General features: G+C 71.8%; 15 protein-coding genes. 8 read left to right on the forward strand and 7 right to left on the reverse strand.

Going from position 1 to position 18,203, the window contains the following annotated elements; all coding sequences use genetic code 11:
* Positions 1–54: 54 nt before the first annotated feature.
* Together thpR and GWK16_RS18625 are read right to left on the reverse strand one after the other, a co-directional pair.
* Complete coding sequence (thpR, locus tag GWK16_RS18620; RefSeq protein ID WP_211187540.1) at positions 55–606, reverse strand: RNA 2',3'-cyclic phosphodiesterase; 552 nt, start codon at positions 604–606, stop codon at positions 55–57.
* A 44-nt stretch (positions 607–650) separates the two neighbouring features.
* Entirely contained in the window at positions 651–1,253 is a 603-nt protein-coding gene (locus GWK16_RS18625; protein WP_408903925.1) for an arylesterase, read from the reverse strand.
* Between the two features lie 76 nt (positions 1,254–1,329).
* On the opposite strand from GWK16_RS18625, the gene GWK16_RS18630 reads away from it, so the two are divergent.
* The 4 genes from GWK16_RS18630 (at position 1,330) to GWK16_RS18645 (ending at position 6,195) form a co-directional block, all read left to right on the forward strand.
* Complete coding sequence (locus GWK16_RS18630) at positions 1,330–2,058, forward strand: ABC transporter ATP-binding protein (RefSeq protein ID WP_170055478.1); 729 nt, start codon at positions 1,330–1,332, stop codon at positions 2,056–2,058.
* A 1-nt stretch (position 2,059) separates the two neighbouring features.
* Positions 2,060–4,558 (forward strand): ABC transporter permease, encoded by a 2,499-nt coding sequence (locus tag GWK16_RS18635; RefSeq protein WP_170055479.1) that lies wholly within the window; start codon positions 2,060–2,062, stop codon positions 4,556–4,558.
* Between the two features lie 91 nt (positions 4,559–4,649).
* Positions 4,650–5,255: a hypothetical protein gene (locus GWK16_RS18640; protein ID WP_170055480.1), complete on the forward strand. Its 606-nt coding sequence runs from the start codon at positions 4,650–4,652 to the stop codon at positions 5,253–5,255.
* A gap of 148 nt (positions 5,256–5,403) precedes the next feature.
* The gene (locus tag GWK16_RS18645; protein ID WP_170055481.1) at positions 5,404–6,195 is read left to right on the forward strand and encodes a Bax inhibitor-1/YccA family protein; all 792 of its coding nucleotides are present in this window, start codon (positions 5,404–5,406) and stop codon (positions 6,193–6,195) included.
* A gap of 143 nt (positions 6,196–6,338) precedes the next feature.
* Here the strand turns inward: GWK16_RS18645 and GWK16_RS18650 are convergent, their stop codons facing one another.
* Positions 6,339–7,499 carry a CarD family transcriptional regulator gene (locus tag GWK16_RS18650; protein WP_170055482.1) on the reverse strand — a complete coding sequence of 387 codons (1,161 nt, stop codon included), beginning with the start codon at positions 7,497–7,499 and terminating at the stop codon, positions 6,339–6,341.
* Positions 7,500–7,674: 175 nt separating this feature from the next.
* Entirely contained in the window at positions 7,675–8,001 is a 327-nt protein-coding gene (fdxA, locus tag GWK16_RS18655; RefSeq protein WP_168043372.1) for a ferredoxin FdxA, read from the reverse strand.
* 177 nt (positions 8,002–8,178) lie between these two features.
* On the opposite strand from fdxA, the gene GWK16_RS18660 reads away from it, so the two are divergent.
* Positions 8,179–8,640, forward strand: a complete 462-nt coding sequence (locus GWK16_RS18660; protein WP_170055483.1) for a hypothetical protein — start codon at positions 8,179–8,181, stop codon at positions 8,638–8,640.
* A 4-nt stretch (positions 8,641–8,644) separates the two neighbouring features.
* Here GWK16_RS18660 and GWK16_RS18665 read toward each other — a convergent pair whose 3' ends face one another.
* A complete protein-coding gene (locus GWK16_RS18665) occupies positions 8,645–8,938 on the reverse strand; it encodes an RNA-binding S4 domain-containing protein (RefSeq protein ID WP_170055484.1) in 294 nt (97 codons plus the stop codon).
* Positions 8,939–9,122: 184 nt separating this feature from the next.
* Complete coding sequence (locus GWK16_RS18670; protein WP_170055485.1) at positions 9,123–11,933, reverse strand: helicase-related protein; 2,811 nt, start codon at positions 11,931–11,933, stop codon at positions 9,123–9,125.
* Between the two features lie 99 nt (positions 11,934–12,032).
* Here GWK16_RS18670 and GWK16_RS18675 point away from each other — a divergent pair, with 99 nt between their 5' ends.
* From GWK16_RS18675 to rnk, 3 genes are all read left to right on the forward strand, one after another.
* On the forward strand, positions 12,033–13,157 hold the full coding sequence (locus tag GWK16_RS18675; protein ID WP_211187542.1) for an MFS transporter: 1,125 nt from the start codon (positions 12,033–12,035) through the stop codon (positions 13,155–13,157).
* A 254-nt stretch (positions 13,158–13,411) separates the two neighbouring features.
* Positions 13,412–14,656, forward strand: a complete 1,245-nt coding sequence (locus GWK16_RS18680; protein WP_248291490.1) for an Ig-like domain-containing protein — start codon at positions 13,412–13,414, stop codon at positions 14,654–14,656.
* A 202-nt stretch (positions 14,657–14,858) separates the two neighbouring features.
* Positions 14,859–15,272: a nucleoside diphosphate kinase regulator gene (rnk, locus tag GWK16_RS18685; protein ID WP_248291478.1), complete on the forward strand. Its 414-nt coding sequence runs from the start codon at positions 14,859–14,861 to the stop codon at positions 15,270–15,272.
* A 219-nt stretch (positions 15,273–15,491) separates the two neighbouring features.
* Here the strand turns inward: rnk and acnA are convergent, their stop codons facing one another.
* Complete coding sequence (acnA, locus tag GWK16_RS18690) at positions 15,492–18,188, reverse strand: aconitate hydratase AcnA (RefSeq protein ID WP_170055488.1); 2,697 nt, start codon at positions 18,186–18,188, stop codon at positions 15,492–15,494.
* Positions 18,189–18,203: the final 15 nt, after the last annotated feature.

Here is an 18,203-nt window from a genome sequence, read left to right on the forward strand (position 1 = left end):
CCGGGATGGTGGCAAGCACGCAGGCGTCACGATCGGGGGCCGCTGCCCCGGCGGTCAGGCCGCGGCCCGCGCCTGCAGGTCGTATTCGACCTCCGGCGTATAGACGGAGGCCTCCTTGCCCAGCCGCGAGGAGAACAGCGTGAAGCATTCCACCCGCACGGGCGCGACGCGGAACAGGTTGTGCGCCTGGACATAGGCGATCACCTTTTCCGGCGGCGCCCGGTCGGTGCGCGCGATGGTGACGTGCGGGGAAAAGCGCTTGCGCTCGGGTGGCAGGCCGACGCGCTGCAGCGCCGTCTCCACCTTGCCCTGCAGATGCGTCAGCGCGGGGCTGCGTTCCGCCCCCACCCAGAGCGAATGGATCCGCCCCGCCTTCTCGAATGTGCCGAGGCCGTGGAGCGACAGGTCGAAGGCGTTTCCCCGGATGCCGGCCAGCGCGTCGTCGACCTCCTGCGCGCGCCAGTTCTCGATCTCGCCGATGAAGCGCAGCGTGAGGTGGTAGTTCTCGGACGGGATCCATTTCGCGCCCGGGATGCCGCCGGCCAGTGTCGCCAGGCTGGAGCGGACCTCGTCGGGCAGGGCCAGGGCGACGAACAGGCGCAGCATGGGGGCCCCTTTCCGTGACACGGCGCGCGGGCGCGCCGGGCGCGTCACCCCGCCGGAATCCGGGCGAGGAGCGACTCGACCGCCGGCAGCATGCGACGGACGAGTTCCGCAACGCCAGCCTCATTCGGGTGAATCCTGTCAGGCTGGTTGAGCGTCGGTTCCCCCGCCACCCCATCGAGCAGGAAGGGATAGAAGACCACCTCCGGCCGCGCGGCGGCGAGCCGCGCGAAGGTCCCGGCGAAGTCCCGCCCGTAATCGGCACCGAGGTTCGGCGGCGCCAGCATCCCCGCGAGCATCGCCGGCAGCCCCCGCGCCTTCAGCGCGTCGAGGATGGCGGCGAGGTTCGCCTCGCTCGCGCGCGGCTCGATCCCGCGCAGCCCGTCATTGCCGCCGAGGGCCACGATCACCGCCTGCGGCCGGTCGGCCAATGCCCAGTCGAGCCGCGCCCGCCCGCCCGCCGTGGTATCGCCCGACACGCCGGCATCGATGATGCGGACATCGAGCCCCTTCGCGCGCAGCGCGGCCTCGAGCCGCACCGGCAGCGCCTGGCCGCGCGGCAGCCCGTAGCCCGCGGTGATCGAATCGCCGAGCATCATGATGCGGATCTCGCGCGCCTGGGCGGGCAATGCGGCGAGCGCCGGCAACACAACGATACAGGCGGCAAGTTGGCGGATCGCGCGCCGGCGCCCATATCGGGCCAATCGCCGGAGTAACCGAAACGACATGGACACCCTTCCGAACCTCGCCCGGAAGCCCGCCGGGGATCGTGCCGCCGTGCCGCTCATCGCGGCCCGCGGCCTCGGCTTCCAGGTGAGGTCCCAGGCCGGCGAGATCAATATCCTGCGCGGCGTGGACCTGACCGTGGGCGCCGGCGAGGCGGTCGGCATCATCGGTCCCTCGGGATCGGGCAAGACCTCGCTGCTCATGCTGCTCGCCGGGCTCGACCGGCCGACCGCGGGCACGCTGACCGTCGCCGGCCAGGACCTCGCGCGGATGGACGAGGATGCGCTGGCGCGCTTCCGGCGCGAGCATGTCGGCATCGTCTTCCAGGCCTTCCACCTGGTCCCGACCATGACGGCGATCGAGAACGTCGCCGTGCCGCTCGAATTCTCCGGCCGCGCCGACGCCTTCGACCGCGCGGCGGAAGCGCTGACGAGCGTCGGCCTCGGCCATCGCCTCACGCACTATCCCGGCCAGCTCTCGGGCGGCGAGCAGCAGCGCGTGGCCCTCGCCCGCGCCTTCGTCGCCGAACCGCAGCTGCTGCTGGCGGACGAGCCGACTGGCAATCTCGACCGCGGCACCGGTGGGCACGTGATGGACCTGCTGTTCGGCCTGCGCGAGCGCTTCGGCACCACGCTCCTGCTGATCACCCACGACCCGCTGCTGGCCGAGCGCTGCGAACGCCAGGTACGGATCGAGGACGGCCGCATCGTCGCCGACGGCCCGCGCTGAGATGACGACGCTTTCGCTCGCGCTGCGCTTCGCGCGGCGGGACCTGCGCGGCGGCGTGAAGGGGCTGCGCATCGTCCTCGCCTGCCTCGCCCTCGGCGTCGCGGCCATCACCGCGGTGGGCACGCTGCGCGCCGGTATCGCGGAAGGATTGCGCGCCGACGGCGCGCGCATCCTGGGCGGGGAGGTCGAGGTCGCCTCGCAGCAGGGCCCGCTGCCCGAAGCGGCGGTGGCGTGGCTGACCGCCCGCAGCGCGCGGCTGTCCCTGCTCACCCAGATGCGCGCCATGGCGGTCGCGCCCGACGGCGAGCGCACCCTGGTCGAGATGAAGGCCGTGGACAGCGCCTATCCGCTGTTCGGCAAGTTGGTCCTCGACCCGCCCGGCCCGCTCGCACCCGGCGAGGTCGCGGTCGAGCGCGTGGTGATGGACCGGCTCGGCGTCTCGCCGGGCGCGACGATCCGGCTGGGCGATGCGCGCTTCACGCTGCGCGGGGCGATCCGCACCGAACCGGACAAGGTCGCGAGCCCGGCCATCCTCGGCCCGCGCGCGATGATCCCGATGGCGAACCTCGAGGCCACGGCGCTGGTGCAGCCGGGCAGCCTGGTGACGTGGGAATACCGCGTCGCGCTGCCCCCCGGCACCACCGCCCAGTCCTTCGTCGCCGCCTTCCGCGAGGCCTTCCCGCAGAATGGCTGGCGCATCCGCACCGCCGACGCGGCCGCCCCCGGCGTCAACCGCTTCGTCGATCGCGCCGCCTTCTTCCTCACCCTCGCGAGCCTCACGGCCCTGCTGGTGGGCGGGATCGGCGTCGCGACCGGCGTGCGCGCCTGGCTCGACCAGCGGGCGCGGACCATCGCGACGCTGCGCTGCCTCGGCGCCTCGCCGGGCGTGATCTTCACCACCTACCTGGTGCAGGTGCTGGCCCTCGCCGCCGCGGGCATCGTCATCGGCCTCGCGGCGGGCTTCGGGCTGACGGCGATCGGCGCGGCGGCGCTGGCCGATGCGCTGCCGGTACCGCCGCGGATCGGGCTCTATCCCGAACCGCTGGCGCTCGCGGCGCTGTACGGGCTGCTGACGGCGCTCGCCTTCGCCCTGTGGCCGCTCGGCCGGGCGATGGAAATCCCCGGCGCGGCGCTGTTCCGCGACGCGATCCAGCCGTCCGGCGCACGGCCGCGGCTGGCACTGGTGGCGGCGACGGTGGCGGCCGCGGGTGCGCTCGCCGCGCTGATCGTCGGCACGGCGGAAAACCGGTCCTTCGCGATCTTCTTCGTCGCCGGCGCCATCGCGACGCTAATCGTCTTCCGGATCGGCGCGCAGGCGCTGATCGCGCTGGCCGGGCGCTTCCGCGGCGTGCGGCGGCCGGCGCTGCGGCTCGGGCTCGCCAACCTGAACCGGCCCGGGGCGCCGACCTCGCTGATCCTCGTCTCGCTCGGCATCGGGCTGACGACGCTCGCCGCCGTGGCGCTGATCGAGGGCAATCTGCGCCGCCAGATCGCCGAGCAACTGCCCGAGGCCGCACCGAACTTCTACTTCATCGACATCCAGTCGACCCAGGCGGCCGAGTTCGACCGCCTCGCCGCCGCCCAGCCGAGCGTGACCGAGGTCCGCCGCGTCCCCTCGCTGCGCGCCCGCGTCGTCGCGGTGAACGGCGTGCCGGCCGAACAGGTCACGCCGACGCCCGAGACCGCCTGGGCGCTGCGGGGCGACCGCGGCCTGACCTATGCCGCCACGCCGCCCGAGGGCACGCGCATCGTCGCCGGCCAGTGGTGGCCGGCCGACTACAGCGGGGAGACGCTGATCTCCTTCGACGCGGCGCTCGCCCGCGGCTGGGGCATCGGCATCGGGGACACGGTGACGCTGAACGTGCTGGGCCGCGACCTGCCCATGCGCATCGCCAACCTGCGCGACATCGAATGGCGCGGGCTCGGCATCAACTTCGTCTTCGTGGCCTCGCCGGGGCTGCTCGAGGCCGCGCCGCACACGCACATCGCCACCGTGCGCGCCGATCCGGCGCGCGAGGGCGCGGTGCTGCGCACGATCAGCGAGGCCTTCCCGAACGTCTCGGGCATCCGCGTGCGCGATGCGCTGGAAGCGGTGGCCGGGCTGCTGGAACGCATCGGGACGGCGCTGTCGGCGACCGCGGGCCTCACGCTCGCGGCCGGCGCGCTGGTGCTGGCGGGCGCGGTGGCGGCGGGGCAGCGGCGGCGGGTGCGCGATGCCGTCGTGCTCAAGACCGTCGGCGCGACGCGGGCGCAGATCCGCCGCGCCTTCCTGGTCGAGTTCGGCCTGCTCGGCGCCACGGCGGGGGTGATCGCGGCGGCGATCGGCACCCTCGCCTCCTGGGGCGTCGTGACCTACGTCATGCGGGCGGATTGGGCGTTCCTGCCGGGCACGCTGGCCCTGGTGGTGCTGGCCTGCACGGCGCTGACGCTGGCCTTCGGCTATGCCGGCACGGCGCTGGCGCTGCGCGCCCGCCCCGCCCCCTTCCTGCGCAACGAATAGGCAGAAGCAGGGCCTTACGGCGCGCCCGCCGCATCCTGTAAGGTCCTGACGTCCTGGCCTTGGAGCCAAGGACTTCCATCGAGGATCTGCCATGTCGCACACCCCCCGTTCGCGCCGTTCGCTGGCCGCGATCGTCGCCGTCCCGCTGCTGGGCCTGGTCGCCTGCGCCGAGACGCCGCCCCCGCAGCCCGTGACGCCGCCGGCGCCGACCGTCGTCTCCACCGCGAAGGAGGCTGTCGGCGTGGTTCGCGCCGTGAACGCCCGCACGCGGCAGGTCACGATCCTGACGCCGGAGAACCGCACGATCACGGTCGTGGCCGGTCCCGAGGTCCAGAACTTCGCCCAGATCCGCCGCGGCAACCGCGTGCGCATCCGGTTCGAGGAAGCCGTGGCCGTCCAGCTGACGCCGCGCGGCACCGAACTGCCGGCAGAGGTCGACGTGGCCGCGGCCCGTGCGCCCGAGGGCCAGCGCCCCGCCGGCGCCGTGGTGACCACCGTCCGCGACACCGTCACGGTCAACGCGGTCGACACCACCGCCAACACGGTGACCTTCACCTCCTCGCGCGGCGTGCGCCGGACCGTTGCGGTCCGTTCCCCGCAGATGCAGGAGTTCATCCGCACCATCCGCCCCGGCCAGCGCGTGAATGTCGCGCTCGTCGAGGCGACCGCCATCTCGGTCGAGCCGGCCGAGCGCTGAGGCGCCCGGCGCGTCGGCCCCGGGAGGGGCCGGCGCGCCACCCTCATCCCGATTCGCGAGCGATGCGATCGCCCGTTGATCGGCATGAAAAAATCTCCATATTCGGTGCCTGCGGGGAATCATCCCCTTCGGAGGAGCTTTCCACACCATGGCCTTTGGTCCCGACACTCGATACACGACGGGTGCGCCTGGCTGGGGTCGCGCGGCGACCGCCGACGCGGCCGCCGTCGATGCCGGGCTGCGGTCCTACATGCTCCGGGTCTACAACTGGATGGCCTCGGGGCTGCTGCTGACGGGCATCGTCGCCTACGTCATCGCCAATTCGCCCGAGTTGATGAGCCTGTTCTGGTCGGTCGGCCGCGCGCCGAACGGCATGCGCGTCGTCTCGCCGACGCTCCTCGGCTGGGCCGCCATGCTCTCGCCGCTGGCCTTCGTGCTGGTCTTCTCGTTCGGCATCAACCGGATGAGCAAGGGTACCGCCCAGGCGCTGTTCTGGCTGTTCGCCGCCGCGATGGGCGCGAGCATGTCGAACATCTTCCTGCGCTACACCGGCCAGTCGATCGCGACGACCTTCTTCGTGACCTCCGCGATGTTCGCGGGCATCAGCCTCTACGGCTACACGACGAAGGCCGACCTGACGCGCATGGGCTCGTTCATGATGATGGGCCTGATCGGCATCATCATCGCCTCGCTGGTCAACATCTTCCTGGCCTCGAGCGCGCTGGCCTTCGCCATCAGCATCATCGGCGTCATCGTCTTCGTCGGCCTGACCGCCTGGGACACCCAGCGGATCAAGAACGACTACCTGTCCTACGCCTATGCCGAGGGGACGGACGAAGCGGGCAAGCGCAGCGTGATGGACGCGCTGGCGCTCTACCTGAACTTCGTGAACCTCTTCCAGCTGCTGCTGTCCTTCATGGGCCAGCGCCAGTCGGACTGACGGCACGGGCACAGGCCCACACGAAAAGGGCCCCGGGGAGCGATCCCCGGGGCCTTCTTCTTTGCGTGGCGTGGACATGAAAACGCCCGCGCAACCCTTCGGGCGGCGCGGGCGCTGTGGGGGTCCGGACGCCGCGCGGCGGATCAGTCCGCCGGCTCGTCCTCGAGCTTCTCGACCTTGTCCGCCTTGTCGCCCTTCTCCCCCTTCTCGGCCTTGCCGAGGTAGGTGAGCAGCTTCTCGATCGCCTTGGGCTTGTCGGTCTTGTCGATCGCCGCGACCTCGGCCGCGAGGCGGTCGAGCGCCTGTTCGTAGATCTGCCGCTCGGAGAAGGACTGGTCGGGCTGGCCGGCATTGCGGTGCAGGTCGCGCACCACCTCGGCGATCTGGACGGGGTCGCCGGAATTGATCTTCGCTTCGTATTCCTGGGCGCGACGGGACCACATGGTCCGCTTGATGCGCGCGCGGCCCTTCAGCGTGTCCAGCGCCGTCTGCATGTTGGCCCCGGCGGCGAGCTTCCGCAGGCCGGAGGAGGCCGCCTTGTTCACCGGGACGCGCAGCGTCATCCGGTTTTCCTCGAAGGTCACGACGATGACCTGCAGGGCGTAGCCCGCGGCCTCGATCGTCTCGATCCCCTGGACCTGGCCGACGCCATGGGTGGGGTAGACGACGTGGTCGCCGGCCTTGAAGTCTTCCTTCGGGCGCGGGGCTGACCGGCTGGCGGCCGCCGCGGTCAGGGGTGAGGCCGCCGGCCGATGGGTCGGCGGCGGCAGGGAGACGGGGGCGCCACGCGGGGCGGGAGGAGGTCCAACAGGCTTGGGCATGGGTGGGCGCACGGCCGCGGCGAGGGGCGCCGGGGCGGGCGCGGGCACCGGAGCCGGCGCCGGGGCGGCGGGCTTCGACGGTGCCGCAGGCTTGGCGGCGACGACTGCCTCGGCGGCAGGCGGGGCAACAATGGGGGCGGGCTTCGCCGCGACGGGCTTGGCCGGGGCGGTGGGCTTCGGCGCGGCGGCGGCCTTGGGGGCCGGCTTCGCCGCAGCCTTCGGCGCGGGCGCGGCCTTCGGCGCGGACTTCGCAACAGCCGCCTTCGGCGCGGCCTTGGCCGCGACCTTCGCGGCCGGCGCCGCGGTCTTGGTCGGCACCTTGGCGGCCTTGGCCGCGGCCTTGGGCTTCGCGGCGGTCTTCGTGGGCGCCTTCACCGCCTTCGCGGCGGCCTTCGGCTTGGCCACGGCCTTCGGCTTCGCGGCCGACTTCGGCTTGGCGGCGCTCTTCTTCGTCTGCGCCTTGCTGCGGGCCGGTGCCTTCATGCCTGGTGCGCTCCTGTCCTCGCGGCGGGAAAGCGCCCGCGGCGAGCATGGGTCCGGAACGGACCCGTATGACGGATCGGTGCCCTGCGGGACATTCGGAATGTCCACAGGCCATCGCATTGAAAGACCTAGCAGAAAAATCGTCCCCCGTCATCCCCGGGGGCGAGGCCCGGGTTCAGCCGGGGTTCGGGCTGAACAGGTCCTTCTTGCCCGGCTTGTCCTTCCATTCGTCCGCATCGGCCGGCGCCTCGCCCTTGCGGGTGATGTTCGGCCACTGCGTCGCATAGGTCCGGTTCAGCTCGAGCCAGGCCGTCGCCTTGTCGTCACTGTCGGGGAAGATCGCCTCGGCGGGGCATTCGGGCTCGCACACGCCGCAGTCGATGCACTCGTCCGGGTGGATCACCAGCATGTTCTCGCCGACGTAGAAGCAGTCCACCGGACAGACTTCCACGCAGTCCATGTACTTGCACTTGATGCAGTTCTCGGTGACGACGTAGGTCAAGTCGCTCTCCGCCGGCTCAGGGGGTTGGAAGCACGCGTCCCACGGCGCGGACGACATGCAACTCCGGCGCGCTAGATGGACTGACGCCCGGAACCTGACAAGGCGGGATTCGACATGGCTCCCGCGCCTTCCCGCGCGGGAAGGCGCCGCCGGCGCCACACCGCAGGGGGGACGAGGATGGACGAGCTCGACCTGGCCGACCTGTTCCGCAAGCTCGGCGCCCGCGACCCGGACGCATGGGCGCAATCCCAGTTGCAGGAAGGCATCCCGCAGCTCGCCCGCTTCGTCTTCCTGCGCCAGGCGTGGCGCCTGCTGACCAGCCAGCCCGGCCGGTCCTGGGTCGCGGCCCTGAAGGCGCAGCCGGCGGCGATCGGCCCGGAAGCCGCCGCCGCCCTGGACCGCATCGCGGCCGCCGGCGTGACCGAGGAAGACCTCACCGCCGTCGTCCGGATCATCGAGCGGGAGCTTCTCTTCTCCTTCTGCTACCTGCTGTCCGATCCCGGTGATCTGGAACCGGAGATCTCGGACATGGCCTGGGGCCTTTTCCAGGTCGATGAGCACGGCCGCCCGATCGCGGCCATCCCCGGCCTGCACGAATCGGTCCTCGAGACCGATCCGGAGGGCGGCGGGGCCGACTGACCGATCAGGCCCCGTCGGACGGGGCCAGGTCCTCGTAAAGCGCGCGCGCCGCGGCAGGGGGGCCGCGACGCTCGGCCAGCGCCAGAACCCGCCAGACGGCGATGCGGCCCCGTTCCCCGCTGCCCTGGGCGATGGTCAGGACATCCCCGGTCCGGACCTTGGCGTGGGGCTTGTCGGTGGGCTGGCGGTTGATGCGCACGGCGCCGGCTTCGACCAGGGCGGCGCAGTCGCTGCGGGTCTTGCGCAGGCGGGCACACCACAGCCAGGCGTCGAGGCGTTGGAAGGCGTCAGCGGTCATGCAAGGAGAGTGGAGTGGCGCTGCCCCTCCAAGCCACCCCGCCAGGGGCCTGCGGGCCCCTGGACCGCGATTCCCGGGCACCGGGCGCCGCTGGCCGGCCCCATGTGATGGTTTCCAAAGGCCTTTCGGCCTTTGGCGGGGAGGTCCGGAGGGGCGGCGCCCCTCCGGCGCCCCCGCGCCCCCATCAATCCTTCTTCAGCAGGTTGGCCAGCACCGCGAAGGGGCTGTCCGCCCGCGGCATCGGCGGCAGCGCGGCGCGCTCCTCGCGCGGCCGGCGCGGTCCGCGATCCCTGTCGCGGTCCCCACCACCCTGCGGCCCCTTGCCCTGGCCGTGGCGCGGCGGCCCCTGGCGCTGGTCGCGCGGCGGGCGCTGATCCTGCCGCGGCGGGCGCGGCGCTTCGGCCTGCGCGCCTTCGGCCGGCGCGGCGCCCTCGGCCGGCTGGTCCTGCCGCGGCGGGCGGCGATCCTCGCGCCGCGGGCCGCGCTGCTGCTGGTCCTGGCGCGGCCCGTCGCGGCGCGGGCCGCGATGGTGTTCGTGCCGCGGCGGGCGGGCATGGGCGATGCGCGCCGGCGCGGGCGGGCCGAAGGCGCCGTCCTCCAGCGTCTCGGCCGGCATCAGCCGGAAGCCCATCGCGTCCAGCACCGGACCGAGATTCTCGCCCTTGATGCCGAGCCGGCTCGCGAGGTCGCCCGGCAGCAGCGCCGGCGCCCGGCGCGTCAGATGACCGATCTCGCCCGCGATGCGTTCCGCGACGTCGAGGCGCAGCAGCACAGGTCCCGCCGGCAGCCAGCCCATGGTCTCGGCGAAGCCGCGCGGCCAGTCGGCGGGCGGCGGGACGGCGATCAGGCCGCCGCCGGGCAGCTTCGGCGTCTCGATGCCGCGCAGCAGGGACCAGAGCTGCGCGCGCAGCGCCATCGCCTTGGGCTTCATCGCCTCCGGCACGTAGAGCGCGTAGCGCCCCGCGCGGATGCCGATGCCCTTCAGCTTCTGGCGCAGGTCGGGGCGGATGTCCGGATCCGTCCGGCCCATGGCGAGGCCGAGCTCCTCGCGCAGCCGGAAGGCCGGGCCGCGCAGGGTGTTGTCCTCGGACGCCTTGGCCTCGGCGGCGAAGACGGCGCCGAGCTCGCGCTTGATGTGCGCGTCGAGCCAGGTCGCCAGGCGCTCGCGGATGCGCTCGCGCTGCGCGCCGTCGAGGAACTCGCTCGCCAGCACCTCGACCTGCGGCTTGGACGGCTCCGGCCCAGGCTTGAGCTTCGCGACCTCGGCGATGTCGCCCAGGCCCACCGGCATGTTCGGCGCGTGGGAATAGGCCCAGGTGATCTTGTGGGTCGGCGTGATGGCGAAGGCGTCGTCCTTCGCCGCCTCCAGCATCGCGACGCGGCGCGGGATCTCGGCGCCGAGCGCGCGACGGGCGGCGCGGAGGACGACGCGGCGCTCCTCCTCCTCCACCGCGCCCGGATCGGGCTCGAAGCTGAAGCCCTTCACGTTGCCGACCGGGTGGCCTTCGACCACCACCTCGCCGCGGCGGGTGACGGCGGAAAGCAGTTCCTCCTCGCCCTCGTCCATCTTGCGGATGAGGTGCGCGGCGCGGCGATCCACGAAGCGCGCGGTCAGCGTCTCGTGCAGCGCGTCGGAGATTAGGTCCTCGACGCGGCGCGTCTCCGCCTGCAGCGCGGCGGCATCGTCGAGCCAGTCGGCCCGCGCGGCGATGTAGGCCCAGACCCGGATGGCGGTGATGCGCGCCATCAGCGTGTCGAGGTCGCCGTCGGTGCGTTCCAGCACGGTGATGGCGTTCGCCACCCAATCGCGCGGCAGTCGCCCGTCCTTCGCGAGATGCGTGAACAGCTTGGCGCAGAGCTTGGTGTGGCTGTCGTCCGCGAGCTTGCGGAAGTCCGGCACCTGGCAGGCTTCCCACAGCAGCCGCACGCGCGACATGGTGTCCGCGAGGCCGCGCACCTCGACGTCGCGCGACAGCGCCTCGAGCGTGATGTGGTCGACCGCGTCATGCCCCTTGGCGAGACCCGCCTGCGGCGGCGAGGCCGCGAGGCTGCCGAGCAGCGCGTCGATCGAGGTGAAGTCGAGGTCGGAGTTCCGCCAGGCGAGCGTGCCCAGCGGCTCGAAGGCGTGAGTCTCGACCGCCTCGACGATCTCCTCGGCCATGGGCGGGCATTCGGCGGTGGTGCCGAAGGACCCGTCCTTCATGCCGCGACCGGCACGGCCGGCGATCTGCGCGACCTCCTGCGCCGTCAGCGGCCGCGCGTTCTGCCCGTCGAACTTGGACAGCGCGGCGAAGGCGACATGGTCGACGTCCATGTTCAGGCCCATGCCGATCGCGTCCGTCGCGACCAGGAAATCGACCTCGCGGTTCTGGTACAGCGCCACCTGCGCGTTGCGCGTGCGCGGCGACAGCCGGCCCATCACGACCGCGCAGCCGCCGCGGCGGCGCCGGACGGCCTCGGCGATCGCGTAGACCTCCTGCGCGCTGAAGGCGACGATGGCGGACCGCGGCGGCAGGCGCGTCAGCTTGGCCGGCCCGGCATAGGTCAGCTGCGACAGGCGCGGGCGGGTCTCGATCTCGGCGCGCGGCACCAGGCGGCGCATCAGGGGCGCGATGGTCTCGGCGCCGAGGAACATCGTCTCGACCATGCCGCGCGCATGCAGCAGCCGGTCGGTGAAGACATGCCCGCGGTCCGGATCGGCGCAGAGCTGGATCTCGTCCACCGCGAGGAACTCGACCGGGCGGTCGAGCGGCATCGCCTCCACCGTGCAGGCGAACCACTTCGCCTCGGGCGGAATGATCTTCTCCTCGCCGGTGATCAGCGCGACGTGCCGCTCACCCTTCTGCGCGACCATGCGGTCGTAGTTCTCGCGCGCCAGCAGGCGCAGCGGGAAGCCGATGATGCCGGAGGCATGGGCAAGAAGCCGCTCGATCGCGAGATGCGTCTTGCCGGTATTGGTGGGGCCGAGGACGGCACGGACCCGAGGTTCGAACATAGCGCGCCGACATTCCGAATTGGGGGCCGGCCTCCGTGGCACGCGGCGCGGCACTTGTCCATGGCAGGGGCGTCCGGCAGGGTGCTGCCGCCTGCCGCCGTGACATCCTCAGCCCCTCGTTTCGCCCTTGTCTTCGCCGCGCAATTCGCCGCGGTGGGCGTGACGCTGCCCTTCATCCCGCCGCTGCTCGCCTCGCGCGGGCTGACGGCGGCAGAGGTCGGCACGATCCTCGCCGCGGGCGCCTCGGTGCGCCTCCTGTCGGGGCCGCTCGGCGGGCGGCTCGCGGATGCGCTGGGACGGCCGCGCATGGTCATGGCGGCGGGGGCGCTTCTCGCGGCGGTCGCGGCCGGCCTCTACGGGATCGCCACCGACTTCGTCGGGCTGCTGGCCGCGAACCTGCTCTTCGCACTCGGCTTCGCGAGCGTGGTGCCGCTCGGCGATGCGATGGCGCTGCGCGCGGCGCGCGAGGAACGATGGGACTACGGCCGCGTGCGGGCGGCCGGCTCAGCCGCCTTCATCGCCGCGGCGGGACTGTCCGGCTGGCTGGCGGAACGCGCGGGCGCGGGCAGCATCGCCTGGCTGCTTGCCGCCACGCTGGCGGCCGCCGCGGTCGCGACGCTGGCGCTGCCGCCCGCCCCGGCCATCGCGCGGCGCGGCGGCGGCGCCTTTCGCGCGGTGCTCGCCCTGCCGGCCTTCCGCCGCCTGCTGCTGTGTTCCGCGCTGATCCAGGGCAGTCACGCAGCCTACTACGCCTTCGGATCGATCCATTGGGAAGCCGCGGGCCTGTCCGGCACGGTGATCGGGCTGCTGTGGGCCTGGTCGGTGGTGGCGGAGGTGGCGCTCTTTGCCTGGGGACGGCCGCTGGCCGAGCGGTTCGGCGCGCCGGGCCTGGCGGCCATCGCCGCCGCCGCGGCGTGCCTTCGCTGGGGCCTGACGGCCGGGACGGTCTGGCTGCCGGCGCTCATGGTGGCACAGGCGCTGCACGCCTTGACCTTCGGGGCGATGCACCTGGCCGCGATGCGGGTGCTCCAGGCCTCGGTGCCGCCGGCAGTCGCGGGCACCGCGCAGACGCTGCACGGGGCGGCGGTGGGCGCGGTGATGATGCTGGCGACGCTCGCCGCGGGACCCGCCTATGCCGCGATGGGCGGGGCGGTCTTCTGGGGCATGGCGGCGATGGCCGCGCTGGCCCTGGTCCTGCGTCCGCTCGCGCGCCTCGAGACCTGAAGCATCCGCGGCGCCGGTGCCGGGAGGCGAATGCCCGGCCGCGGGGTTGCCGTCCGGATCGCGCCATGCGCGAAATTTCGGCGTCATCAGCACGCCACTTGCGTGATTTCCGCCCATTGCGCGAATATTAATACGCGATTCTCGCCAAACTCGGGCGCTGCCGGGCGTCCGGACAACCGCGGGGAATCGAGCAAAGGGCCTGGCGCGGGAACGCCGCGCCGGATCCCAGCGGACAGGAGATCATCGTGGCGGAAATGACCTTCACCATCCCCGGCGGGCCCGGGGTCGAGGTGCACGTCGTGGAGGACAATGGATCCCTCCGCTTCACCGTCTCCCTGCTGGGCGACGGCGGGCTGACCGGCGACCTGCGCGGCTTCTTCTTCCAGTTGTCCGACGAAAGCCTGCTGAAGGGCCTGACGCTCACCGACGACAGCGGCGCGGTCACCGAGTTCCGCGCCCGCGCGAACAGCGTCATCGACCTCGGCCAGGGCGCCAACATGCAGGGCGCGGCCGGGGCCTTCGACGTGGGCGTCGAGATCGGGACGGCCGGCGCCGGGCGCGACGACTACCACAGCGCGAGCTTCGTCCTGTCGAACGCGAACCATGCGCTGTCGCTCGACCTGATCGCCCAGCAGCAGTTCGGCGTCCGGATGACGAGCGTGGGCGTCGAGGGCGGGGCGCGCACCGATGGGCTGAAGCTGGTCGGCACCGCGGGCGAGGTCCCGACGGACACCAACCACCCCCCCGTCGCCGTGCCCGACAGCGCCGCGACCAACGAGGACACGGCGATCACCATCGACGTCCTGGGCAATGACAGCGACCCGGACCATGACGCGCTCGCGGTCACGATCGGCAGCGCGACGAGCGCGCTCGGGGCGAAGATCAGCGTGAACGCCGACGGGACCATCCATTACGACCCGACCGGGTCCGCGGCGCTCGGGGCCCTGAATACAGGGGACCACCTGACCGACAGCTTTTCCTACGTCATCACCGACGCGCATGGGGCGCAGAGCACGGCGGTGGTGGCGGTGAACGTCGCCGGCGTGACCGATGTCGTGCCGCCGGTGGACGGATTCCTCGGCAAGACGGTGGACTACACCTTCGAGGACCTGGGCGGTGGCTTCCGCTTCAATACCGACATCACGGTCACGACCGGCGTCGAGCTTCCGGACTTCCAGACATCCGGCCCTGCCAACGAATTCACCACGGCCAGCCTCAACATCACCAATACGCAGCTGATCTTCGACTTCGCCGCGGGCAAGAGCAACTTCCCCTCCGACAGCTTCGACGGCGTCCGCATCCAGGATCAGTTCGGCGTGCTCGGAAACATCGTCGGGGTGCATATCAATACCGCCGAATCGTCCGGCACCCTGACCGGCCTGGACGCCAGCGACATCACCTGGACGGCCGACGGCATCGCCGTGGACTTCCGGGGCGTCAGCTATGACAGCGGCACCGGCCCAGGTCCGCACCTGGTCCTCGACGTCCTCTTCGCCTGACGCGCGGCGCGGCGGCCTTGATTGCGTCGCCCGCCGCGCCGATCTTCCAGTCATGGTCCTGACAGCCACGCTTCGTCGCCGGCTTTTCCACGCGGGGTGCCTGATCGCAGGCCACTGACCCCCGGGGATGCGCGCGCCTGGCGCGCCGCCGCCCGGGGGCACGCCGACGTCCCGCGATCTTCCCTCAAGGACCTTTCCTCCCATGGCCAACGCCACGACGGTGCGCATGACGACGCGCCGCCCGCCCATCCTGCTGTCCGACAGCGACCACGGCATCCTGCTCGGCCTTGCGGCCAGCGCCGCCCGCCGCAACCCCGACGCCGCCCGGCTGCTGCTCGAGGAAGCCGACCGCGCCGACCTCGTTCCCGCAGGCCGCCTGCCGCCGGACGTCGTGGCCCTCGGCTCGCACGTCACCTTCACCGACGTCGCGGCCGGCACGACCCGCCGCGTGCAGCTCGTGATGCCGGCCGAGGCCGATATCGGCCAGGGGCGGATCTCGATCCTTTCCCTGGTCGGCGCGGGGCTGATCGGGCTGCGCGCAGGGCAGTCGATCGACTGGCCGGTGCAGGATGGGCGGCTGCGGCGCTTGCGCGTGGACGCCGTCATGGCCGGCTGAACCGGGGCGGGGCCGTTGCGCCGGCAGGCGAAGACCGCCCATCCACGATGAACATGGCGATGGTGGTCGTGGCGGCCAGCCGCGGCCATGCGCGCGCCACCGACGCGTTGAAGGCGCTGCAGGAAGCGCTGTACCGCGCCCACGCCCCGGCGGCTGAACGCAAAAGGGGCGCGACCCTCGCGGATCGCGCCCCGTCCTTGCTCCGACGGAAGACGGCGCTTACGCCGCCTTCGCCATCCCGCGCAGCACGTAGTGCAGGATGCCGCCGTTCTTGTAGTACTCGACCTCGTCGGCGGTATCGACGCGGCACAGCACCTGCGTCTTCACCTGCGTCCCGTCGGCCCGGGTGATCACGACGTCCATCATCATGCGCGGGGAGAGGGTCTCCACGCCGAGGATGTCGATCGTCTCGTCGCCCTTCAGGCCGAGGGTCTGGCGCGTCTCGCCGTCCTTGAACACCAGCGGCAGCACGCCCATGCCGACCAGGTTCGAACGGTGGATGCGCTCGAAGCTCTCGGCGATCACGGCCTTCACGCCAAGCAGGAAGGTGCCCTTCGCCGCCCAGTCGCGGGAGGAGCCGGTGCCGTATTCCTTGCCGCCGATGACGACCAGCGGCACGCCCTCCTTCTTGTACATCATCGCGACGTCGTAGATCGGCGCCACCTTGCCCGAGGGGTAGTGCTTCGACACGCCGCCTTCGACGCCGGGCACCATCTCGTTCTTGATGCGGATGTTGGCGAAGGTGCCGCGCATCATGACTTCATGGTTGCCGCGGCGCGCGCCGTAGGAGTTGAAGTCCGCCTGGCGCACCTGGTGCTCGAGGAGGTACTCGCCCGCGGGCGAGGACTTCTTGATCGAGCCGGCCGGCGAGATGTGGTCGGTCGTGATCGAGTCCGCGAGCTCGGCGAGGATGCGCGCGCCCTTGATCGAGGAGACCGCACCCGGCTCCATCGTCATGCCCTCGAAGTAGGGCGGGTTCTGCACGTAGGTGGACCCCGAGTTCCAGCGATAGGTGTCGCTGTCGGCGTCGACGCGGATGGCCTGCCACTGCGCCGGGCCCTTGAACACGTCGCCGTAGCGCTCCTGGAACATCGCGCGGGTCACGACGGAATGCACCGTGTCCGACACTTCCTTCTGCGTCGGCCAGATGTCCTTCAGGAACACCGGCTGGCCGTCCTTGCCCGTGCCGATCGGCTCCTTCGTGAGGTCCTTCTTCACCGTGCCGGCGAGCGCGTAGGCGACCACCAGCGGCGGGGAGGCGAGGTAGTTCGCGCGGACGTTGGCGTGCACGCGGCCTTCGAAGTTGCGGTTGCCCGACAGCACCGAGGTCACGACCAGCTTGTTGTTCTCGACCGCGTCCACGATCGGGTCCGCCAGCGGCCCGGAATTGCCGATGCAGGTGGTGCAGCCGTAGCCGACGGTCTGGAAGCCCAGCGCGTCGAGGAAGGGCTGCAGCCCGGCCTTGTCGAGGTACTCGGTCACCACCTGGGACCCCGGCGCGAGCGAGGTCTTCACCCACGGCTTCGCGGTCAGCCCCTTCTCCACCGCCTTCTTCGCCACCAGCCCGGCAGCCACGAGGACATAGGGGTTGGAGGTGTTGGTGCACGACGTGATCGCCGCGATCACCACGTCGCCATGACCGAGGTCGTAGTTGGCGCCGGCCACCGGCACGCGCAGGTCGGCCTTGTCGCCCGGCACGCCCATGGTGCCGGCCGCGAGGTCCTTGCCGAAGGCGGTCGCGACATTGGTCAGCGCCACGCGGTCCTGCGGGCGCTTCGGGCCGGCCATGGACGGCTCGACCGTCGACAGGTCGAGTTCCAGCGTGTCGGTGAAGACCGGCTCGGGCGAGGTCGCGTCGCGGAACATGCCCTGCGCCTTGAGGTAGTCGCGCGCGAGGTTGATGCGGTGCTCGTCGCGGCCGGACAGGCGGAGGTAGCCCAGCGTCGTCTCGTCGACCGGGAAGAAGCCGCAGGTCGCGCCGTATTCGGGGGCCATGTTGCCGATGGTCGCGCGGTCGGCGAGCGGCAGCTCATCGAGGCCGGGGCCGAAGAATTCGACGAACTTGCCGACCACGCCCTTCTTGCGGAGCATCTGCGTGACGGTCAGCACGAGGTCGGTCGCGGTCACGCCTTCCTTCAGCTTGCCGTGCAGGCGGAAGCCGATCACGTCGGGGATCAGCATGGCGATCGGCTGGCCGAGCATCGCGGCCTCGGCCTCGATGCCGCCGACGCCCCAGCCCAGCACGCCGAGGCCGTTGACCATCGTCGTGTGGCTGTCCGTGCCGTAGCACGAATCCGGGAAGGCGAAGGTCTCGCCCGTGTCGGTCGAGGTCCAGACCACCTGCGCCAGGTATTCCAGGTTCACCTGGTGGCAGATGCCCGTGCCCGGCGGGACGACGCGGAAGTTGTTGAAGGCTTCCTGGCCCCAGCGGAGGAACTCGTAGCGCTCGCCGTTGCGCTCGAACTCGATGTCGACGTTCTTCTTCAGCGCGTCGGCCGTGCCGGAGACGTCCACCATGACCGAGTGGTCGATGACGAGGTCGACGGGGACGAGCGGGTTCACCTTGCGCGGGTCGCCGCCGAGCTTGAGCAGCGCGTCGCGCATCGCGGCGAGGTCGACCACCGCGGGCACGCCCGTGAAGTCCTGCAGCAGGATGCGCGCCGGACGGAACGGCACTTCCTTGGTCGAACGGCCTTCCTTCACCCACTCGGCGATCTTCTTCGCGTCGTCGACGGTGTAGGAGCGCCCGTCCTCGAAGCGCAGCACGTTCTCGAGCAGCACCTTGAGGCTGTAGGGCAGCCGGCTGACGTCGCCGATGCTCTTGGCCGCCTCGGGCAGGCTGAAGTAGTGATAGGTCTTGCCGTCCACGGTGAGGGTACGGCGGGTCTTCAGGCTGTCCTGCCCGATCATCCGCATGGTCCGGGTGCCTTC

The organism is Neoroseomonas marina, assembly GCF_012927745.1.
GTDB classification, from domain to species: Bacteria; Pseudomonadota; Alphaproteobacteria; order Acetobacterales; family Acetobacteraceae; genus Neoroseomonas; species Neoroseomonas marina.